Annotated in this window: 18 protein-coding genes; 10 read left to right on the top strand and 8 right to left on the bottom strand. The window is 64.2% G+C overall.

Going from position 1 to position 21,410, the window contains the following annotated elements; genetic code table 11:
* Positions 1-34: 34 nt before the first annotated feature.
* Both QQS14_RS03040 and QQS14_RS03035 read right to left on the bottom strand, forming a co-directional pair.
* Positions 35-373, bottom strand: a complete 339-nt coding sequence (locus QQS14_RS03040) for a hypothetical protein (RefSeq protein WP_285905426.1) — start codon at positions 371-373, stop codon at positions 35-37.
* A gap of 165 nt (positions 374-538) precedes the next feature.
* Complete coding sequence (locus QQS14_RS03035) at positions 539-3,223, bottom strand: M16 family metallopeptidase (RefSeq protein ID WP_285905425.1); 2,685 nt, start codon at positions 3,221-3,223, stop codon at positions 539-541.
* A 423-nt stretch (positions 3,224-3,646) separates the two neighbouring features.
* Between QQS14_RS03035 and QQS14_RS03030 the strand changes: the two genes are divergently transcribed.
* From QQS14_RS03030 to QQS14_RS02990, 9 genes are all read left to right on the top strand, one after another.
* Positions 3,647-4,297 carry a succinate dehydrogenase/fumarate reductase transmembrane subunit gene (locus QQS14_RS03030; RefSeq protein ID WP_285905424.1) on the top strand — a complete coding sequence of 217 codons (651 nt, stop codon included), beginning with the start codon at positions 3,647-3,649 and terminating at the stop codon, positions 4,295-4,297.
* A gap of 13 nt (positions 4,298-4,310) precedes the next feature.
* Positions 4,311-6,146, top strand: a complete 1,836-nt coding sequence (locus QQS14_RS03025) for a fumarate reductase flavoprotein subunit (RefSeq protein ID WP_285905423.1) — start codon at positions 4,311-4,313, stop codon at positions 6,144-6,146.
* A gap of 3 nt (positions 6,147-6,149) precedes the next feature.
* Positions 6,150-6,887, top strand: a complete 738-nt coding sequence (locus QQS14_RS03020; protein WP_285905422.1) for a fumarate reductase iron-sulfur subunit — start codon at positions 6,150-6,152, stop codon at positions 6,885-6,887.
* Positions 6,888-7,193: 306 nt separating this feature from the next.
* Positions 7,194-8,033 (top strand): fumarate hydratase, encoded by an 840-nt coding sequence (locus QQS14_RS03015; RefSeq protein WP_285905421.1) that lies wholly within the window; start codon positions 7,194-7,196, stop codon positions 8,031-8,033.
* Complete coding sequence (locus tag QQS14_RS03010; RefSeq protein WP_285905420.1) at positions 8,033-8,584, top strand: Fe-S-containing hydro-lyase; 552 nt, start codon at positions 8,033-8,035, stop codon at positions 8,582-8,584. Before QQS14_RS03015 ends, QQS14_RS03010 begins: the two co-directional genes overlap by 1 nt.
* 91 nt (positions 8,585-8,675) lie before the next feature.
* Complete coding sequence (locus tag QQS14_RS03005; RefSeq protein ID WP_285905419.1) at positions 8,676-8,846, top strand: hypothetical protein; 171 nt, start codon at positions 8,676-8,678, stop codon at positions 8,844-8,846.
* Between the two features lie 221 nt (positions 8,847-9,067).
* The gene (locus QQS14_RS03000) at positions 9,068-10,246 is read left to right on the top strand and encodes an aminotransferase-like domain-containing protein (RefSeq protein WP_285905418.1); all 1,179 of its coding nucleotides are present in this window, start codon (positions 9,068-9,070) and stop codon (positions 10,244-10,246) included.
* A gap of 52 nt (positions 10,247-10,298) precedes the next feature.
* A complete protein-coding gene (locus QQS14_RS02995; RefSeq protein WP_285905417.1) occupies positions 10,299-12,008 on the top strand; it encodes an FAD-dependent oxidoreductase in 1,710 nt (569 codons plus the stop codon).
* A gap of 12 nt (positions 12,009-12,020) precedes the next feature.
* Entirely contained in the window at positions 12,021-12,416 is a 396-nt protein-coding gene (locus QQS14_RS02990; protein ID WP_285905416.1) for a response regulator, read from the top strand.
* A 94-nt stretch (positions 12,417-12,510) separates the two neighbouring features.
* Here QQS14_RS02990 and QQS14_RS02985 read toward each other — a convergent pair whose 3' ends face one another.
* The 5 genes from QQS14_RS02985 to QQS14_RS02965 all read right to left on the bottom strand — a co-directional run bounded on the left by QQS14_RS02985 (position 12,511) and on the right by QQS14_RS02965 (position 18,166).
* On the bottom strand, positions 12,511-13,518 hold the full coding sequence (locus QQS14_RS02985; RefSeq protein WP_285905499.1) for an ABC transporter ATP-binding protein: 1,008 nt from the start codon (positions 13,516-13,518) through the stop codon (positions 12,511-12,513).
* Positions 13,519-13,520: 2 nt separating this feature from the next.
* Complete coding sequence (locus tag QQS14_RS02980) at positions 13,521-14,492, bottom strand: ABC transporter ATP-binding protein (RefSeq protein WP_285905415.1); 972 nt, start codon at positions 14,490-14,492, stop codon at positions 13,521-13,523.
* A gap of 3 nt (positions 14,493-14,495) precedes the next feature.
* Positions 14,496-15,413 (bottom strand): ABC transporter permease, encoded by a 918-nt coding sequence (locus tag QQS14_RS02975; RefSeq protein WP_285905414.1) that lies wholly within the window; start codon positions 15,411-15,413, stop codon positions 14,496-14,498.
* Positions 15,413-16,390, bottom strand: coding sequence for an ABC transporter permease (locus QQS14_RS02970; protein ID WP_285905413.1), 978 nt, complete (start codon positions 16,388-16,390; stop codon positions 15,413-15,415). Before QQS14_RS02970 ends, QQS14_RS02975 begins: the two co-directional genes overlap by 1 nt.
* Before the next feature lie 141 nt (positions 16,391-16,531).
* Positions 16,532-18,166, bottom strand: a complete 1,635-nt coding sequence (locus tag QQS14_RS02965) for an ABC transporter substrate-binding protein (RefSeq protein WP_285905412.1) — start codon at positions 18,164-18,166, stop codon at positions 16,532-16,534.
* Between the two features lie 252 nt (positions 18,167-18,418).
* Here QQS14_RS02965 and QQS14_RS02960 point away from each other — a divergent pair, with 252 nt between their 5' ends.
* On the top strand, positions 18,419-18,790 hold the full coding sequence (locus QQS14_RS02960; protein ID WP_285905411.1) for a hypothetical protein: 372 nt from the start codon (positions 18,419-18,421) through the stop codon (positions 18,788-18,790).
* A gap of 6 nt (positions 18,791-18,796) precedes the next feature.
* Here the strand turns inward: QQS14_RS02960 and QQS14_RS02955 are convergent, their stop codons facing one another.
* On the bottom strand, positions 18,797-21,316 hold the full coding sequence (locus QQS14_RS02955; protein WP_285905410.1) for a TIGR03960 family B12-binding radical SAM protein: 2,520 nt from the start codon (positions 21,314-21,316) through the stop codon (positions 18,797-18,799).
* Between the last annotated feature and the right edge of the window lie 94 nt (positions 21,317-21,410).

Here is a 21,410-nt window from a genome sequence, read left to right as displayed (position 1 = left end):
GGGACGGGCTTTGTCGCGTCGAAACAGGCTGAAACTACTTGGTCTTCTTCATCCGCACGGCCGTGCCGTAGCAGGAGTAGTATTTGTCGCCCTCGGGGTGGAAGGCCACGCTCTCGCGGTAGCCGATGATGGCGTCCGCATTGACGTCCACGGCCTGGGCCATGAGCCCGTGAAAGGCGTTGTCAAAGACGTAGCTCCGGCAGACGATGAGGCCGAAGGCGGACTGGATTTCCCGGCCCGGTATGGTCTCGGTGGTCACGATCTTGATCTTCCCGGCCATGTACATGTCCTTGGCCAGGGTCAGACGGTGGTCGGTCTTGACGTCTTCCCTGAAGGTGCCCTGCTTCTTGGGCGAGCCGAAAATGAGCGCCATGCGTCAGTCCCCCCGATGCTGGTGTTTGAAGCGGTGCTGACGAGTTGTAGCCCACCGGGCGTACATGGGCAAGCATTTGAAGCTGTTTGGCCCGGGCAGTCGGAAAAAAGGGGCCGGATCGCTGTTGCGCGGTCCGGCCCCGTGGTTCATGGGTGGCTTGGCTCGTCAGGGCGTGACCTGCATCAGGTACGCCTTGTCCGGGTCCAGGTACTCGCGGACAAGCTGGCGAATCCGCTCGGGCGTGACCGTGCGGGCGCGCTCGATGATGTCCTGGTCGTAGCCCCGGTCAAAGCCCTGGATGAGCAGGGTGGCCGCCTCGCGGCTGCGTGAGATGAGGGACTGGTGGTCCTGGTAGTAGTCGCCGGTGAGGATGTTTCGGGCGCGCTCAAGCTCGGCCTCGGGCAGGGGTTTGGCCGCAAGATCGGCCAGGATGCGGCGGAAGCCGTCCAGGGACTGGTCCACCTTGTCCGGGCTGGTGCCGATGTACAGGGCGATGAAGCCGGTTTCGCGGCTCTGCCAGAGCATGGAGGTGACCGAGTAGGCCAGCCCCTGCTTGTCGCGCAGGTCGCGGAAGAGCAGGCCCGATTGGCCGGACAGGGCCGCCTTGAGCAGTTCCAGTTCGACCGAGGCCTCGCGGTCTGTGCGGCCCGGGGCGGGGAAGACCATGATCAGATGCGATTGATTGCGATCGGGCAGGTGCAGCGTTGTTTCGCGAGCCTCGTTCCACTGCGGGGTGGTGTACTGGTAGGCGCTGCCCGGCGCGGTCATGGTCCGGGAAAGCTCGGCGGCAAAGGCTTCGATCTCCTGGCTGTCGAACTGGCCGCACACGGCCAGGACAAAGGGCTGCATGGACTGCCTGCCCCAGAAGCGCATGATGTCCTCCTGGGTCATGGCCTCCACGCCCTCGATGGTGCCCTGGTGGAGCATGGCATACGGCCCGGTCTTGTAGAGGAACGGGAAGAGGTGGCGGAAGGCGAGGCCAAGGGGCTGGTCCTCGCGCCGCTTGATGGCCGCGATCTGGTCCTGCCGGGCGCGCTCGATCTCGGCCGCGTCAAAGGCCGGGGCAGTGAGGATGTCGCGCAGCAACGGCAGCACCTCGCCCGTGAACCGGGTGGGGAACTTGGACTCAAGGGCAAAGACGTTGCGGCCGGAGCTTGCGCCCACGCTGGCCGCGTGATCGGCCAGGAAATCCTGGATCTCGGTGGCCGACATGACCATGGTGCCGCGGGTGAGGGCCTTGGCCGTCAGGGCTGCCAGCCCCTGCTGGTCCGGGGTCAGTTCGCCGTCTCCGCCGGTCCAGTAGATGCTCATGGCCGTGTAGGGCAGGGTGTCGTCGGGCAGCACGACCAGGGTGTTGCCGCCGGGCAGGGCGATCTCGCGCGCCTGATCGGGCAGGCTCGCCGCCTGCTGCGCGGCCGTGAGCGGTCTGGCGGGCCAGCCCGCCTGGGCGATGGCGGTCAGGCCTTCGCCCGTGACATCGCTGTCCTCGGGGGTCAGGACACAGGCGGCCAGCCGGTCGGGCCGCACATACTCCCCGTAGAGCGCACTTAGTTCGTCGCGGCCGGTCTGGGTCAGGGCGAAGAGATAGTTCTGCTCCGCCTGCTCGCCGTTCTCGAAGAACTGGAAATAGCCGAGCTTGCTGGCCAACCCCGAGAGGGTCTCCTTGGTCAGGAACAGGGAGTCCTCCAGGTTGAGCCGGGCGCGCTCGATCTCGCGGTCGGTGAAGCTCTGGGGGTCGAAGGAGGCCAGCTCGGCCATGAGTTCGGTCCAGAAGGGTTCGAGCTTGTCCGCGTCCAGGGTGGCGCTCAGGTAGAGCATGCCGCCGCGCTCGATGGACAGGGTCGAGAGGGAAATGTCGTCCACCAGTTGCTTGTCATACTTGAAGGTCCGGTACAGGCGCGAGGAATCGTCGCCGCCCAGCAGCTGGCAGAGCAGTTCAAGGGCGGGAATCTTGGCCGAGGCCGCGTGGGGGATGGGGAAGGTGGCCCCGAGGTAGACCTTGTTCCACTTGCCGGGCAGCGCGACCACCCGGGGGCCGTCGCCCTCGGCGGGCAGGGCGATGGGCTCCGGCGGCGAGAAGGTCCGTGTGTTCTTCAGCCCGCCCAGTAGCCGCCGGGCCTCGGTCAGCACCGCGTCCGGGTCCACCTTGCCGACCACGGACAGGAGCATGGACTGGGGCTGATAGTGCGTTGCCACGTATGCGTGGATGTCCTTGTCCGTGATGGCGGACACGGTTTCGCGATAGCCGATGATGGGCCACTCATAGGTGCTGCCCTGCCAGACCATGCCTTGCAGGGTCTTGAAGAGCCGACTGCCCGGGGTGTCTTCCCCGCGCTCAAGCTCTTCGAGTACCACCAGCCGCTCGCTGGCCAACTCGTCGGGGTCGATGGTGGCGTTGAAGGCCATGTCGGTGATCACGTCAAGCCCGATCTTCCATTTGTCGTCGGGCACTTCCACGTAATAGACCGTGTAATCGAAGCTGGTGCCCGCGTTCATGCTGCCGCCCACGGTTTCGATGTCGCGGGCGCTCTGGCCCGGGCCGCGCTTTTTGGTCCCCTTGAAGACCATGTGTTCCAGCAGGTGGCTGATGCCCGCGATTTCCGGGGTCTCGTAGGCGCTGCCCGCATGGACGTAGAGGCGGGCGTTGACCAGCGGGAAGCGGTCGTCCTGTTTGATCAGCACGGTCAGGCCGTTTTCAAGCCGGACTATGTGCGTGTCGCTGGCGTCGCGCTCGGCCAGCGAGGGCAGGGGCGGTACCCCGACACCGGTCGGGGTTTTCTTGTTCGTGTGCGTCTGGCACCCGGTCAGGACCATGAGGAGTACTCCCAAAAGCATGATTTTACGGAACATGTTGTTTCTCCGAGGGCTGCGCCCCCTAGGGGCGTCGGATTGATTTCCATTGGTCGATTCATTTGAAATAATACCGGGATGGGTTTGAGGCAAGCGGTGTTGCGGTTGTTCTGGTCGGCAGGGTCCGACACTAACCGAGGCCGGGCGCGATGAATACCACAATCCTGCCCCGGGGCGAAATTTAGACACCACCAAACGTTCGTTTGATGTCCCACAGAGGAATGCGGCCAAAAAAATCGCCTGCGAAAACCAGGGTGCTTGACCGAGCAATCAAAGGGGGTTACGGCCGATTCCGGCTCGGAATTGCTGGACTTTCCTCCCCGCGCTTCTGGTGGGAATATTGACAAGAATCCTTGCCGCGGCATAGAAAATTCGGATTGCTTGTCAAGGGACTTTGTGTGTTCAACAAAACGGAGGAAGTGAATGTCCATCAGTTACGCACCTGCTGGCAGAACCGGTAAATGGGACGGCGCCATGGACTGGGTCCAGATGCTGTCCGGAGCCGGTCTGATCCTGTTCATGTGGTGTCACATGATTCTGGTATCCAGCGTTGTCATCAGCCCGGCCGTCATGGACGCCATCGCGGAATTTTTCGAGGCCACCGGCATGGCCCAGGTCGGCGGCCCCCTCGTCTTTCTGCTTTTCCTGACCCATTTCGTGCTCGCGGCCCGGAAGATACCCTTCGGCTTCGACGGCCAGAAGACCATCTGGCAGCACGCCAGGATGCTGCGCCACGGCGACACCTGGCTGTGGGTCGTCCAGGCCGTGTCGGCCATGATCATATTGATCATGGGCTCCATCCACATGTGGGTGGTCCTGACCGATCTGCCCATCACCGCCATCAAGTCGGCCGAGCGCATCCAGTCCGGCTTCTGGGCCGTGTTCTACCTGATCCTGCTGCCCCTGGTGGAGGTGCATGTGGGCATCGGCCTCTATCGCATCGCCGTGAAGTGGGGATTCATCAAGGACAAGGAACGCGCCCGTTTCAAGCGCGGCGAGAACATCCTTACCCTCGTCTTCATCGGCATCGGCCTGATCACCCTGATCCGGTTCCTGTTCCTCAGTGTCAACTAACGGAGAAATCGTCATGCAGACTATCTACACCGATTTGCTTGTTGTCGGCGCGGGTCTTGCGGGCGAACGCGCGGCCGTGGAGGCCGCCGACGCCGGTTTCTCCGCCATCTGTCTGAGCCTGGTGCCCGCTAGGCGCTCCCACTCCTCGGCCGCCCAGGGCGGCATGCAGGCATCCCTTGGCAACAGCGTCATGGGCGAGGGCGACTGTCCCGACGTCCATTTCGCCGACACGGTCAAAGGCTCGGACTGGGGCTGCGACCAGGAGGTGGCCCGCCTCTTCGCCGATGCCGCGCCCATCGAGATGCGCCGTCTGGCCCACTGGGGCGTGCCCTGGAACCGCGTGGTGCCCGGCAAGTCCATCTACTTCAAGGGCGGCAAGCAGTTCGAGAAGATCGAGAAGGAGGAGAAGGAGGGGCTGATCATGGCCCGGTCCTTCGGCGGCACGGCCAAGTGGCGCACCTGCTACACCTCGGACGGCACCGGCCACGCGGTCATGTGCACCATGGACAACCGCTGCGCCCAGATGGGCGTCGAGGTCCACGACAAGACCGAGGCCATCGCCCTGATCCACGACGGCGAGACCTGCTCGGGCGTGGTCGCCCGCTGCCTGCGCAACGGCGAACTGCGCGTCTATCTGGCCAAGGCGGTGATGATCGCCTCGGGCGGGTTCGGCCGCATCTATCCCAACACCACCAACGCCGTCATCTGCGACGGCGGCGCCCACGCCATGTGCGTGGAGACCGGCCTGGTGCCCATGGGCAACATGGAGGCGGTCCAGTTCCATCCCACGGGCATCGTGCCCACCGACATCCTGGTCACCGAGGGGTGCCGGGGCGACGGCGGCACATTGCTCGACGTCAACGAGAAACGGTTCATGGACATCTACGAGCCGGACAAGGCCGAGCTGGCCTCGCGTGACGTGGTCTCCCGCTGGATGACCCACCACATGCGCGAGGGCCACGGGGTCAAGAGCCCCTACGGCGAGCACCTGTGGCTCGACATCCGCCACCTGGGCGAGGAGCACATCACGGGCAAGCTGCGCGAGGTCTACGAGATCTGCACGTCCTTCCTCGGTGTGAATCCCGTGCATCAGCTCATTCCGGTGCGGCCCACCCAGCACTATTCCATGGGCGGCGTGCGCACCAACAAGGACGGCGCGGCGTACGGCCTCAAGGGGCTCTTCTCGGCTGGCGAGGCCGCCTGCTGGGACATGCACGGCTTCAACCGGCTGGGCGGCAACTCCCTGGCCGAGACCGTGGTCGCGGGCGGCATCGTGGGCCGCAAGATCGCCGAGTACCTCGAGGGGTGCGAGACCATCTTCCAGACCGCGCTGATCAGCGACGCCGTCAAGCATCAGCAGGCGCGTATCGACGCCCTGGTCAAGTGCACCAACGGCTCGGAGAACGTCTACAAGGTCCGCGCCGCCATGCAGGACGCGCTGAACAAGTGGGCCAACATCTTCCGTACCCAGGAAGGACTTGAAAAGTGCGTGGCCTCGCTCCAGGATACCCTGGTCCGGGCCAGAAACGTGGGCCTTCGGTCCGACGGCAAGGGGGTCAACCCCGAGTTGGCCGCCGCCCTCAAGCTGGAGGGTCAGGTCAAGCTGGCGCTGATGGTCGCCTATGGGGCGCTCACGCGCACTGAATCGCGCGGCTCGCACAACCGCGAGGACTTCCCGGCCCGCAACGACCGCGACTGGCTGACCCGCACCCTGGCCTACTGGAAGAGTGCGGACGACACCCTGCCCACCCTGGAATACGAACCGGCCACCGCCGTGGTGGAGATTCCCCCGGGCGACCGAGGCTACGGCAAGTCCGAAATCATCAGCGCCGACGACAAGAAGGAATAGACCATGTCCAGACTGCTCAAATTCAATATATTCCGCTACAATCCCGAGGATACGCTGTCCTCGCCGCACATGGAGGAGTTCGTTCTCGAAGAGACCGACGCCATGACCCTGTTCATCGCGCTCAATCGCATCCGCGAGGAACAGGACCCGTCGCTACAGTTCGATTTCTGTTGCCGCGCTGGCATCTGCGGCTCCTGCGGCATGGTCATCAACGGCCGCCCCGGGCTGGCCTGCCATACCAAGACCAAGGACCTGCCCGGCGAGATCACGCTGCTGCCCCTGCCGGTCTTCAAGCTGGTGGGCGATTTGTCCGTGGATACGGGCAGTTGGTTCCGCGAGATGTACACCAAGACCGAATCGTGGATTCACACCGACAAGGAGTTCGACGCGGACGCCCTTGAGGAGCGGATGGACAACAAGGTCGCGGTGGGCATCTACGAGCTTGAGCGGTGCGTGGAGTGCGGCTGCTGCATCTCCGCCTGCGGCACGGCCCGGCTGCGCGAGGACTTCCTCGGCGCGGCCGCCCTCAACCGCGTGGCCCGGTTCCTCATCGACCCGCGCGACCAGCGGACCGACTCCGACTACTACGAGATCATCGGCAACGACATGGGCATCTTCGGCTGCATGGGCCTCCTGGCCTGCGAAGACGTGTGCCCCAAGCACCTGCCGCTGCAAAACCAGCTCGGCTTCCTGCGCCGCAAGATGGGCATCACGTCCCTCAAACGCATCTTCAGGAAGTAAAGTGGGGAATGCCTCCGGCGGCCAGGGGGAAACCTCTTGAAAGAGGTTTCCCCCTGGACCCCCTTCCAGAACTTTCTGGTGCCACGCCGCCAGGAAGGGCAGGGGAGGCGGGCGAGCCGGACGGCGGCGTGGAGGGGCGCGTGATGAATTGTCGTCGCCCTCCGCATGACAGAAACAACCCCAAAACGGCGTCCTCGCCGTTTTCGCCAAAAAGTTTTGGAAGATTCTCAAGAAACCTTTTTCAAAAGGTTTCTTGAGCCGCCGGAGGCATCCCCTCCGGCACATCTCGCCAAAGGGAGGCTTACAATGAGAGAGATTCCGGTCCAGGACGTCATCGACGCGGTGGCGGCCATGTGCATCAAGGCCAACACCGAACTGCCCGACGACGTTCGCGCCAAGTTCGAGCAGGCCATGGCCGAGGAGACGAGCGCCTCGGCCAGGGAGGTGCTGCGCCAGTTGCTGGAGAACGCCGATCTGGCCAGGGACACCAAGCTGCCGCTGTGTCAGGACTGCGGGCTGGCGGTGTTCTTTGTCGAGGTGGGCGACGATGTGCGTGTGGTGGGCGGCAACCTGCGCGAGGCCATCAACGAGGGCGTGCGCAAGGGCTACGCCGATGGCTTCTTGCGCAAGTCCTCCTGTCATCCGCTGACCCGGGCCAACACCGGCGACGGTACCCCGGCCATCATTCACTTCGACATGGTCCCGGGCGACAAGTTGAAGCTGGTCTACATGGCCAAGGGCGGCGGCAGCGAGAACATGAGCCGCGTGACCATGCTTTCCCCGGCCCAGGGCTGGGAGGGCATCAAGAAGTTCGTGGTCGAGCGCGTGGCCGAGGCCGGGCCCAATCCCTGCCCGCCCACGGTCATCGGCATCGGCATCGGCGGCACCTTTGACCATTCGGCCAAGATCGCCAAGCAGTCGCTCATGCGCCGCCTTGACGACACCCACCCCGACCCGGACATTGCGGCCAGGGAGAAGGAGCTTGAGGACGCCCTCAACGACCTGGGCATCGGCCCCATGGGCCTTGGCGGCAAGACCACGGTGCTGGGCGTCAAGATCACGATGGAACCCTGTCATCTGGCGAGCCTGCCGCTGGCCGTCAATGTCCAGTGTCATTCCCAGCGTCACGAGGAGGTGGTGCTCTGATGGCCGAATATACCCTGAACACGCCGCTGACCGATGCGGATGTCGAGAAGCTCAAGGCAGGGGACGTGGTCTTTCTGAACGGGACCATCTATTCCGCGCGCGACGCGGCCCACAAGAAGCTCATGGAGCTGCTGGACGCGGGCAAGGAGCTGCCCTTTGACCTCAAGGGCGCGGCCATCTACTACGTCGGCCCCAGCCCGGCCCCTCCGGGGCGGCCCATCGGCGCGGCCGGACCGACCACCAGCTACCGCATGGACACCTACGCGCCCAGGCTGCACAGCCTGGGCCTGAAGGCGACCATCGGCAAGGGCAAGCGCAGCGACGAGGTCAAGGCGGCCATGCGCGAGCACACGGGCGTCTACTTCGGAGCCACGGGCGGCGCGGGCGCGCTGCTCTCCAATTCCATCGTCGAGTCCACGGTCATCGCCTTCGAGGAACTGGGCCCGGAAGCGATCCGGGCCATGAAGGTCAAGGACTTCCCGCTGCTTGTGATCAACGACTGCCATGGGGGCGAATTATACGTCAAACCGAGGCTTGACACAGCCGGGTAATTGATTCACCAAGGGGCTGGGCGGCGCTGTCGCCCGGCCCTTTTTGCCCGGTATACGGGCACAATTCCGAGATCGCAGAGGTTTTTCAGTCATGGAAAAGGCGTACGTTGGACAGATCGACTGTCAGGACCAGGACCATCAGGAAGAGAAGATCTACACGCCGTTCCCCGGCGCGGACGAGAAGTATGACGACGGCTCCGATTGGCGGCTCTACAATCCCGACAAGTATCGTGACCCTAGCTGGTCTCCTGACAAGGAATAGCATGCAAGGGGCCCAGTGCCCCTTTTTCATTTCCTTCTCCGGCGGGTCCCCGCTGCCTCCGGCTTCGGTGGTGCTCGTGCCTGGTTTGTCCCGAATTCCGCTGCATTTCGTCCATCGAATCCGTGGGTTGCGGCCTGCGCCGCTGATCGTGCGCGCCTGTTCCGGGTGCTTGCCAGGGGTGGCGTTTCGGAGTATCCCTCCTCATTTGGAGGAAACAGACAATGGCCGAAAAGTTCGCCCGGCGCATGGGCACCGTTCACCGTTCGTTCATCCGCGAGATTCTCAAAGTCACGGCTGATCCCGAAATCATCTCCTTTGCGGGCGGGCTGCCCAATCCGGAGCTGTTTCCCGTGGCGGCCATGGACAAGGCGGCCCACGAGGTCTTCGCGACCATCGGCGCGTCGGCCCTGCAATACTCCACCACCGAGGGCGACGCCGGGCTGCGGGCCATCATCGCGCGCCGCTACAGGGAGAACCGGGGGCTCGACGTGGACCCGGACTCCATCCTCATCACCACCGGCTCGCAGCAGATTCTGGACATGGTGGGCAAGGTCTTCATCGACCAGGGCGACAAGGTGGCCATCGAGCGGCCCGGCTACCTCGGGGCCATCCAGGCGTTTTCCCTGTTCGAGCCGGAGTTCGTCACCGTGTCCCTGGAGCCGGACGGGCCGGATCTGGCCGAGCTTGAGGCCGCGTTCCAGGCCGGGGCCAAGTGCTTCTATTCCGTGCCCAATTTTCAGAACCCGTCGGGCGTGACCTGCTCCCTTGAAAAGCGCAAGGCCGTGGCCGCCCTGCTGGACGAATACGACGTCCTCTTCGTGGAGGACGACCCCTATGTCGAGCTGCGCTTCATGGGCGAGGATCTGCCGAGCATCCATTCCCTGTGCCGCAAGCCGGGCATCCTGTGCGGCTCGTTCTCCAAGATCGCGGCCCCGGGCTTTCGGCTGGGCTGGCTTGTGGCTGATCCGGCCTTTCGCGACAAGCTGGTCATCGCCAAGCAGGCGGCCGACCTGCACACCAGCACCGTGACCCAGGCCATCATGCGCCGCTATCTCGAAACCAACGACATCGAGAGCCACGTGGCCCTCATCCGCGAGCGCTACGGCGCCCAGCGCGAGGTCATGGTCGAGATGATCCGGCGGTATTTTCCGCCCGAGGTGTCCATCATCGAGCCCGAGGGCGGCATGTTTCTGTGGGCGACCATGCCCGAGGGGACTTCGTCCATGGACCTGTTCGACGCGGCCATCAAGGACAAGGTGGCCTTTGTGCCGGGCAGGCCGTTCTATGTTGACGGTACGGGCGAGAACACCCTGCGCCTCAACTTTTCCAACTCCGACCCCTTCCGCATCGAGGAGGGCATCCGGCGGCTGGGCAGGAGCATCGACGCCATTTTGAAGTAACCGGTCCGGCCGCCGAGGGACGGGTGGGTCGAGAAGCATACAAGGATTGAACATGGCTCAGCACATCGTAGTGATCGGCGGCGTTGCCCTGGGGCCCAAGGCCGCCTGCCGCTTCAAGCGGCTCGAACCCGGCTCCACCGTGACCATGATCGACCAAAGCGGTCTCATCTCCTACGGCGGGTGCGGCATTCCCTATTTCGTCTCGGGCGACGTGTCCGAGGCCAGGGAGCTGTCCACCACCAGTTTTCACATGGTGCGCGATGTGACGTTCTTCAAGGATGTCAAGGGCGTGGATGTACGCACCCTGACCCGGGCCACGCGCATCGATCGGGAGAACAAGCAGGTGCACGTGGAGAGCGTGACCACCGGCGAAACTGCGGTGCTCGACTATGACAAGCTCGTCATCGCCACGGGCGCCACCCCGCGCAGGCTGGGCCTGCCGGGCGAGGACCTGGCCGGGGTCAGCTACGTCTGCAACCCGGACGATGCCACGCGCATCCGCGACGGCATCTCCAAGGGCGAGGTGAGCAAGGCGGTCATCATCGGCGCGGGCTTCATCGGCCTTGAGATGGCCGAGGCCTTTGCCGACATGTGGGGCATCGAGACCAGCGTGGTGGAGATCACGGACCAGCTCATGCCCAGGCTGGTCAGCCCGGCCCTGGCCGCCATGGCCCAGAAGCACATGGAAGAGAACGGGGTCGAGTTTTTCTTCGGCGAGTCGGTCAAGTCTATCGAGGGCGAGGACGGCCGCGTCACTCGCGTGGTCACAAACAAGCGGACCCTGGAGGCGGATGCGGTGATCATCGCCGCGGGCGTGGTGCCGGTCTCGGACCTGGCGCGCGACGCCGGGCTTGCCGTGCATGACCGCGGTGGGGTCTTGGTGGACGAGTTCCTGCGCACCAGCGACCCGGACATCTACTCGGGCGGCGACTGCGCCATCGTCAAGCACCTGATCACCGGCCAGCCCGCTTTTCTGCCGCTGGGCTCAATGGCCAACCGCCAGGGCCGGGTCATCGGCAGCAATCTGGCTGGCGGCGAGGCCCGGTTCCCGGGCGTGGTCGGCTCCTTTGTGGTCAAGCTCTTCGAGACCTCCCTGGCCGGGACCGGTCTGAGCCTCGAAGCGGCCCTGGCCGCCGGGTTCGACGCCATAAGCGTGCTCCTGGTCCAGCTGGACAGGGCGCATTTCTATCCCACCAAGGAGTTGATGACCCTTGAGATGGTGGTGGACAAGGCAACCCGCCGCGTGCTCGGCGTGCAGGGCTTCGGCAGCTCGGGCGACGCCATGGTCGGCCGCATCAACGCCGTGGCCGCCATCCTGCCCCATGGCCCGGTGGTGGAGGATATCTCCAACCTTGAGATGGCCTACGCGCCGCCGTTTGCCTCGGCCATGGACGTGCTCAACTCCCTGGCCAATGTGGCGGACAACGTCCTTGGCGGCATCAATCGCGGGGTCGGGCCTGACGGATTTGCCGAGCTGTGGAACCAAAATGGCGACGGAACCTGCCATTTCATCGACTGCCGCGAAGCGTCCGACGCCGAGAGCTTTGTGCAGCGCAATCCAGGGCAGTGGCACAACATCCCCCAGGGCGAGCTGCGCCAGCGTCTCAATGAGGTGCCGCGCGACAAGACAGTGGTCCTGGTGTGCAACACCGGCGCGCGTTCCTACGAGGCGCAGGTCATCCTCGATGAGCAGGGGATGGAAAACGTCGTCAACATCCAGGGCGGTATGGCCGCCATCAAGAAGTACGGGATCGAGCTTTAACCTGCTCACATCATGCGCATTCTCATAGTGGACGACGACGAGAGCATCGGACTCTACCTGCAAACCGTGCTGGCGCCCTTTGCCCGGTGCGATGGCGCGTCCAGTGGCGAGGACGGGCTGCTCCTGTTCAGGCAGGCCCACGATCATGGCAGGCCCTATGACGTGGTCATGATGGACATCCTGATGCCGGGCATGGACGGCCACGAAGCGGCCGAAACCATGCGCGCCCTTGAGGCCGACATGGGCATCGCCTCGCGCGACGCCTTCAAGCTGGTCATGATCACCTCCCTGGTGGACGACGCCAACGTCACCCGGGCCTTCTTCAAGGCCCACGCCACCTGCTATCTGGTCAAGCCCTTTGACAAGGAGAGCGTGCTCGACGAGCTGCGCCAGAATCTGGTGCTCTGATTTCCTGATCCAGTTTCGACCAATGAAAAGGGGACGACCAATGCGGTCGTCCCCTTTGTGCTTTTTGGGATGCCATGTGCGGGCCAAGCGCGGATCAGATGCGCCCTTCCTCCACGGCGTGGCATGCCACCACCGAGCCGCTTGGCAGGGTCAGGCGGGCCGGGATGTCGCGTTTGCACCGTTCGTTGGCGTGGGGGCAGCGGCCGTGGAAGACGCAGCCTGGGGGCAGGTTGATGGGGGTGGGCACGTCGCCCGAGAGCTTGACGTGGCCGCCCGCCCGGCCGCCGAGGCGGGGGATGGCCGAGAGCAGGGCTTGGGTATAGGGGTGGCGCGGGCTGGTAAACAGCTCCCTGGCCGTGGCCAGCTCGCACACGCAGCCCAGGTACATGACCGCCACCCGGGTGGAGATGTGCTGGACCACGCTTAAGTCGTGGCTGATGAAGAGATAGGTCAGGCCGAGCTTTTCCTGGGCGTCCATGAGCAGGTTGAGGATCTGGGCCTGGATGGAGACATCAAGGGCGGCGATGGGCTCGTCCGCGGCGATGAACTCAGGCCCCACCACCAGGGCGCGGGCGATGGAGATGCGCTGGCGCTGCCCGCCAGAGAACTCGTGGGGGAAGTTGGTGGCCCAGACCGGGTCTACGCCCACCTGGCGCATGACCTCGGCCACCCGGTCCGAGACCTCGTCCCGATTGAGGGACGGATTGTGGAAGCGGACCGGCTCCTCCAGGATCTGGCGCACGGTCATGCGCGGATTCAGCGAGGCGTAGGGGTCCTGAAAGACCATCTGCATCCGGGTGCGATAGGGGAGCATGGCCGTGGAGCCGAGGTGGTCGATGCGCTTGCCGCGATAGAGAATCTCGCCCCGGTTGGGCTGGTACAGACCCATGACCGTGCGCGCCAGGGTGGACTTGCCGCAGCCGGACTCGCCCACCACGCTCAAGGTCTCGCCGGGCAGCACGTCCAGAGAAACGCCGTTGACCGCCTTGACCACGGTGCGCTGCCGCGTGAGCTTGCCGCCTTGGAACCTGAGCTGGTCGAGCAGGGAGCCTGAGATGTCGAAGTGTTTGTCGATGTCTCTGATTTCGAGGATTGGCTGCATGGTCACATCCCTCCCTGGCGCACGAAGCAGGCGACCTGCCCGCCGCCCTCCACCGGAGTGAGGAGGGGGATTTCGTGGATACATTTGTCGATGCGCTCGGTGCAGCGCGGCTGGAAGGGGCAGCCCGAGGGCATGTCGCGCAGCGAGGGCATCATGCCCGGAATCTGGTTGAGCCGCCGCTTGCCGCCCGCCATCTGCGGCAGGGCCTTGATCAGCCCCTGGGTGTAGGGGTGCTGCGGGGTGTCGATGATCTGCCGGGTGGGGCCGATCTCCACCACCTTGCCCGCATAGAGCACCGCGATGCGCTGGGTCACTTCCGAGACCACGGCCAGGTCGTGGGTGATGAGGATGAGTCCCATGTTCTCGGTCTCGCACAGCTCCAGGAGCAGGTCCATGATCTCGGCCTGGATGGTCACGTCAAGCGCCGTGGTCGGCTCGTCGGCGATGATCAGGCTCGGGCTGGTCAGAAGCGAGATGGCGATGACGATGCGCTGGCGCATGCCGCCGGAAAACTCGTGGGGATACTGGGTCAGCCGTCTTTCTGGCGAGGGGATGTAGACCTTGCGCAGCTTTTCGAGACAGATGGCTTCCGCCTCCCTGTTCGAGACGTTGCGATGGGCGTGGATGGTCTCCTTCATCTGGGTGCCGATGGTCAGGACCGGGTTGAGGGTCATCATCGGGTCCTGAAAGATCATGGAGATGCGGTCGCCGCGGATGGTGCGCATTTTTTCCAGGGAGTATTTCGCGATGTCCTCGCCCTTGAAGATGATCTGGCCGCCGGTGATCCGGCCCGGCTTGGAGATGAGGTTGATGATGGAGAAGCCGAGCACGGACTTGCCCGCGCCCGATTCGCCCACGATGCCAAGGCGCTCGCCCTTGTTTATGGTCAGGGTGACGTCGCGCAAGGCCCGGACCGTGCCCGAGCGCAGGGCGAAATCGACCCGCAGGTTCTTGATCTGGATGAGTGGTTCCACGGTCTACCCCTTGTACAGTTTGGGGTTGAGGAAGTCCCGGAGCCAGTCGCCAAGGAGGTTGATGACCAGGATCAGGGTGACGAGCAGGACTCCGGGGAAGATGGTGATCCACCACGAACCCGAGAAGATGTATTGGAATCCCGCAGTGATCAGGGAGCCAAGCGAGGGCTGCGTCACTGGCATGCCAAGGCCGAGGAAGGAGAGGGCCGCCTCGCTCATGATGGCGTTGGCCACCTGCACGGTGGAGATGACCAGTACCGGCGAGAGGGTGTTTGGCAGGATGTGCCGCCACATGATGCGTATCCTGGGCAGGCCGATGACCCGGGCCGCCTCCACATACTCCTTCTTGCGCTCGGCCAGGACCGAGGCGCGCACCGTGCGCGCGTACTGCGGCCACTCGGCAAGGCCGATGATGACGATGAGCAGCGGCACGGCCACCTTGTTGTACCCGGCCACGCCGAAGGCAGTCTGGACGATGGCCCCGATGAAGATGGCCACCATGTAGGTGGAGAACGAGAGCTGCACGTCGGCTATGCGCATGAGGATGGTGTCGAGCCGGCGGATGTAGCCGGAAACAAGGCCCACGATGATGCCGATGAAGGCTTGCAGACAGACCGCGCCCACGCCGATGATCAGCGAGACGCGCATGCCGTAGAGCATGGTGGAGAGGATGTCGCGCCCCTGGGCATCGGTGCCCATCAGGAACTTGGTACTGCCGCCCTCTGACCAGGAGGGCGGGGTCCGGGCGTCCATGACGTTGATGGTGCGCGAGTCGTAGGGATTGTGCGGGGCGATGACGGGCGCGGCAAAGGCGGAAAATACCAGCGTTGCCAGGATGATGAAGCTGCACAGCGCCACAGGGTCGCGCAGGAAGCTGTGGAGCATGTAGGATTCCTTGAAGCGGGTCCATCTGGTCTGCATCACTTCCTCCCCGCCACGCGCACCGTGGGATTGACGAGCCCGTAGATGATGTCCACCATCGTGTTGACCAGCACGAAGACGAAGCCGACAAACACGAGGTAGGCGACCATGAGCGAGGTGTCGGAGCGCTCCACGGATTCGATGAACATGGAGCCCATGCCCTGCCACTGGAAGACCGTCTCGGTCAGGATGGTGAAGGCGACCATGATGCCAAGCTGCACGCCGCCCACGGTGATGACCGGCAAAAGCGTATTCTTGAAGGCGTGGACCCACCAGACGCGCCGGGGCTTGAGCCCCTTGGCCCAGGCGTATTTGACGTATTCGCTCTCAAGCACCTCCATCATCTCCGAGCGGATGAGGCGGATGAAGAGCGGCAGCATGATGGACGAGAGGGCGATGGAGGGCATGATCAGGTGCAGCAGGCCGTCCACGGTGAGCAGGCCTGTGTCCCACCAGCCGAAAAGCATCACGGTCTTGCCTCGGCCGAATGACGGGAGCCAGTTCAGCTCCACCGAGAAAATGTAGATGAGCAGGATGGCCGTGAGAAAGACCGGAATGGACACGCCGACGATGGACCCGCCCATGATGAACCGGCTGAACAGCGTCTTTGGCCTGATGGCCGAGTAGATGCCAAGAGGCACCGAGAGCAGCACGATGATCAGCGAGGCGCAGAAGACCAGTTCCAGTGTGGCCGGGGCCTTTCTGATGATCACCTCCGAGGCGGGGCGCTTGAAGAAATAGCTCTGCCCCAGGTCGCCCTGGACCGCTGCGCCCAGGAAGCGGACATACTGGACCATGAAGGGATCGTTGAGGCCCAGCTTTTCGCGGATTTCCGCCCGCTCGGCCGGGGTGACCCGCTGGCCCACGAGGTCGCGGACCGGGTCGCCGAAGTTGTGTTTGATGGCGAATCCGATGAGGCTGATGATCAGCATGACGATCACCGCCTGGAGGATTCGTTTCATGGCGAATGCGAACATGGCTACTCGTTTGGTGATGGCGTTTCAGGGACCGGGGGATGCCGTTTTTGCCGCGCCCGGGGCGGCGTCAAAGGGGAACCCCGGCCAGGCCAGGGTTCCCCTTATGTGTCTTTTGCGTCGTTGGCAAGTACGGCCGGAAGCCTACTCGACGATCAGGTCTCCGAAGTACGGGAAGTCCATGACGTTCACGATTTCCTCGGTGTTCATGCTGTCCTTGGAGGCCCAGGAGAGGTTCTGCCAGTGCAGGGGGATGAACCCGGCCTCGTCGTACTGGATCTTCTCCACTTCCTGGAGCATGGCGGCGCGCTTGTCCAGATCGGTCTCGGTCTGGGCGGCCAGGGTCAGCTCGTCCACGCGCGGGTTGCAGTAGCTGCCGGAGTTGTACTGGCCGTAGCCGGTCTCGGCGTTGCGGCACATGGACAGGAACTCGTAGAAGTTGCCGGAGTCCTCGGTGTCCGCGTGCCAGCCGATCATCTGGATGTCGGCTACCTGGGCGTCGAACTCATCCCAGTACTGGGCCTTGGGCATGGTCTTCAGGCTGATCTTGATGTTCAGCCGGGACATCATGGAGACAAAGGCCTCGGCGATCTGGGCATCGTTCACATAGCGGTTGTTGGGGGCGATCATGGTCGCCTCGAAGCCGTCAGGGAAGGTCGACTCGGCCATCAGGGCCTGGGCCTTCTCCATGTCGAAGCGCGGGGTCAGCTCGGGGTTGTAGCCCACGTATCCGTCGGGGCTCATCTGGCCTGCGGCGGTGGCGAAGTTGTTCATGATCTTCTCGACCACGCCGTGGTTGTCGTAGGCGTAGGCCATGGCCAGACGGACCTTGGGGTCCTTCAGGGCCGGGTTGCGTTCGCCGTTGAGCTGCATGGTGATGATGCGGGTGCCGGACATGGTGATCAGCTTGAGGCCCTGCGTGTTGCCGATGCGGTCCAGGTCCTGGGGCGGCACGGGCATGATGAAGTCCACGCCACCGGAAAGCAGGGCGGCCACGCGGGTGGCGTCGTTCTTGATCGGGGTGAGGACGATCTCGTCCACGTTGCCGTTTTTGTCCCAGTAGTCGGCGAAGCGGGTGAACACGGTGCGTACGCCGTGCTCGCGGTAGGTGACGGCAAAGGGACCGGTGCCGGACTCGTTCTCGTTGGCAAACGAGTAATCGGTCTTGACGATGCGGTCCTTCTCCAGGCCCTTGTCGTCGATGCCGGTGTAGAACTGCTTGTCCAGGGGGAAGATGTAGGTGGCCATGTTCAGGGCCAGGCCGTAGGGCTTGGCGGTGACCAGATCCACGGTGTGGTCGTCCACGATATTGACGGCCACGAAAGGCTCGAAGAGGCCCTTGTAGTCGTCGCTCATTTTGAGGCGCTCAAGGGTGAAGGCCACGTCCTGCGCGGTGAAGTCGTTGCCGGAATGGAACTTGACGCCCTTGCGCAGATAAAAGCGCATGGTCAGGTCGTCGATGCGCTCCCACCGCTCAGCCAGCCGGGGCACGAAGTGCATGTCCTTGCTGTCGTAGCGGACAAGTGGGTCAAAGACCATGTGCGAGAGCTGGAGCATGCCGCCGGAGAGCTGGACATGCGGGTCGAGGGAAGTGGGGTCGGCGTCGATGGCCAGTTTCAGGGTTACTTTCTGCGGGGCGGCAGGGGCTTCAGGCGCAGCCTGTTCGGCCTGTTCCTTGGGTTGGTCGCTCCCGCACCCGGCCAGCAGCATGGCGCACAGGGCGGTGGCGACAATGAACAGGGAGAAGGTGCTGGCGGATTTCAACGGCAGCAGTTTCATAAGGATTCCTCCATTGTGATATGATACGCCTCGGCGGTGGGCGTACACCAAACCTTTCCATGCCCTGTGCTGCGTCCGGCATGCCTCCCGGCAAGCGGGTTGGCCTCGGCCTGACAACGCGGTATAAGGGCGGACGAAAACGGAACAGGAATACACGCTTCACGGAATTTTAACAATAGCGCGAGCAAGGTTTGTGCAGGGGGCCTTTGGCGAACAATGTTCTGGAAAAATCTGTCAAACAGCTGTTTTGTGATGTTTATTCTCCTGGCCGCTGGCTGTGGCGCATCTTATGACCCCGCGACCGGTCTTGCGCCGACCAGGATTCTTGACCTGCGAGACGGCTTCGACTTTTCCGTGACCGTGGAAAAAAACGAGGTGCTGGCCCTTGATCTGCGTATGCCCGCCAGGAGCGGCCATTCGCTGGTGGGCGCGTCCTTCGATCCGGCGGTGCTCCGTCTGGACCGCTACCTGGAGCGCGATGGCGGCAACGCCAGGTATCTCTTCACGGCCATGGAGAACGGCCTGACCGATGTGCTCATCAAGATGGAGCCCGAGGGCGGCGGGGACGCCGAGGTCTATAAGCGGGTGAGCGTCACAGTGGGCAAGCGCTCGACGTTGTTTTGAGCCTGATCACGCGAAGCGCTGGGCTGTCTTGGTCAGGCTGAAGTCGAGGAGCGTGGCGCCGTCCAGCACGGTCTGCACCAGAACCAGCGGGCTGATGTAGCCCACGCGCCAGTCGCAGGTCAGGGTCACGGTGTCGTCCGAGGTCTCGGCACTGGTGACCATGGCCCGGATGTCCACGGTCCTGGTTCCCTTCTTGGTCTTTCTGGTGACAGAAAACTCCTTCAACTCCATGAAAGCGGCCCACTGGGCCAGACGCGGCGGCGTGTCGCGCAGGATGCGCAGTGCATAGTCTTCCACCACGGGCTGGGGCTGGCGCTTGCCCATGTCCAGCCGCTCGGTGCGCAGGGGGAACAGCCCCTCGGGCATGACCCGGCGCAGCCGAGCCGTGACTTCGTCGGTCTCGAATTCCTCGCGCAGGAAGATGTTGATCCACTCCTCGCGGCTGGCCACGCCCACAGGCAGGGCCATGCCGAAGGAGAGCTTGGGCATGGGGTGGAACCCGGCCGAGAAGCTCAGCGGCAGTCCGGCCCGGCGCAATGCGCGTTCGAACACGGCCTGGAGTTCGAGCTGGCTTAAGAAGGCGGCCGGGCCGGTCTTCTCGTACCAGATGCGGAAGTGGGAGGCGCGCACGGTCAGGTCGGGTTTCTCCACCGAATAGGGCGGCTGTTCGCCCTCCTGGTCGCGCCCGGCAAAGACGAGCCGGGGCCGGATGTCCTTGTGGGCCTGGGCGGTCAGGGTCGAGACGTGGTCGTCGTGGCCGCACACGCCGCAGTTGCGGCAGGCGGCGTAGCGACAGTCGTCGGTCACCCGTCCGGCCATGGCGCGCTCGCGCTCGGTCAGCAGAAAGCGGCGGGTCAGGCCGCAGGAGAGATGATCCCAGGGCAGGGGTGCCTCGGGGTCGCGCGGTCCGGTGTATTCGTCCCAGTTCAGGCCCAGTTCCTCGACCGCCTTGCGGTAGGGCGCAAGGGAGAGATGGTCCTTCCAACTGGAGAAGAGCGCGCCGTCGCGGTACGCCCGCTCCACCACATCGGCCAGCCGCCTGTCACCGCGCGAGAAGAGCCCTTCCAGCGTGGTCATTTCTGGTTCGTGGTATTTCAGGTTGATCCGTTTGTGGGGGCGGAACCTGTCGCGCAGGTGGCCGATGCGTCTGTAGATTTCCTCGTAAGATATCTGCGGTTCCCACTGGAACGGGGTCTGCGGCTTGGGCACGAAGGGCGACACCGCGGCCGTGACCTGGAGGCGTTTGATGTGCCGACCCGCCGCGTCGCGCACCCTGAGGCAGAGATCGACGATGGCGTCCAGGTCCGCGTCGGTCTCGGTGGGCAGGCCGATCATGAAGTAGAGTTTGACCCCCTGCCAGCCGTTGTCGAAGAGCAGCCGGACGTGCTCGATGAGCTCCGCCTCGGTCACGCCCTTGTTGATGACATCGCGCAGCCGCTGGCTGCCAGCCTCCGGGGCCAGGGTGGCACCAGTGCGGCGGATGGACGAGATGCGCTCCATGATGGGCGCGGAAAGCGAGCCGACGCGCAGGGAGGGGAGCGAGATGGAGACCTGCTCGGCCGCACACTTGTCGAAACTGCGGGTGAAGAAGGTGTCGAGCGCCGAGAAATCGCCCGTGGACAGGGAGAGGATCGATGTCTCCTCGTAGCCGGTTTCGGCCAGTCCCCGGGTGAGGATGTCGTCCAGGGTGTCCAGGGAGCGTTCGCGCACGGGGCGATAGATCATGCCCGCCTGGCAGAAGCGGCAGCCCCGGGTGCAGCCGCGCGCGATCTCCATGGTCAGCCTGTCGTGCACCGCGCCATAGGGCACGGCCGTGCCGCGTGGGAACGGGGCCGCGTCCAGGTCGTCCACCACGGCCTTTTCGACCGTCTCATGGCCCGCTACCAGCGGCTTGAGGGGCAGGCCCGGCCCCTGGTCCTCAAAAAAGGAGGGTATGTAGACTCCGGGGATGTCGATGAGTCCGCGCAGCAGTTGTGCCCGGGATTCTCCGCCGCGCTTGCTTTCTTCGATGCGGCCGAGGATGGCGGGCAGGGCCTCTTCGCCGTCGCCCAGGACCATGGCGTCGAAGAACCGGGCCACGGGCTCGGCGTTGAAGGTGGAGCCGCCGCCCGCGATGACCAGCGGGTGGTCCTCGTCGCGATCGGCCGAGCGCAGCGGGATGTCGCCCAGGTCGAGCATGTAGAGGACGTTGGTGTAGCAGAGTTCGTGGGTCAGGCTGAAGGCGATGGCGTCCAGCTCGGCCAGGGGGGTGTCGGATTCAAGGGTGGCCAGGGGCGCGCCGTGTTCGCGCAGGATGGCCGCGGTCTCGACGCACGGGGTGTAGACGCGCTCGGCCCAGAAGCCGGGGTGCGCGTTGACCGCCTCGGCGAGGATGCGCTGCCCCAGGTAGGACATGCCCACCTCGTACATGTCGGGAAAGGCGAGGGCGCAGCGCACGGTCACCTCGGCCTGGTCCTTGCGGACGGTCCCCCATTCGCTTCCGATGTAGCGGGAGGGGCGGGGCAGTATGGGCAGCAGTTCCTTCATATGTGTGCGCCGTGTCCTTGGGGCGGGTATGAACGAAGAACGGGGCCTGTCCGTTCAAGAACCGGCCCCGTTCCCCTCAGGTGTGGAAGAAAGG

Source organism: Pseudodesulfovibrio pelocollis (genome assembly GCF_030282845.1).
Classification (GTDB): Bacteria; Desulfobacterota; Desulfovibrionia; order Desulfovibrionales; family Desulfovibrionaceae; genus Pseudodesulfovibrio; species Pseudodesulfovibrio pelocollis.
The sequence above is the reverse complement of the archived record's forward strand: the minus strand, read 5'-3'. Positions and strand labels throughout refer to the sequence as shown.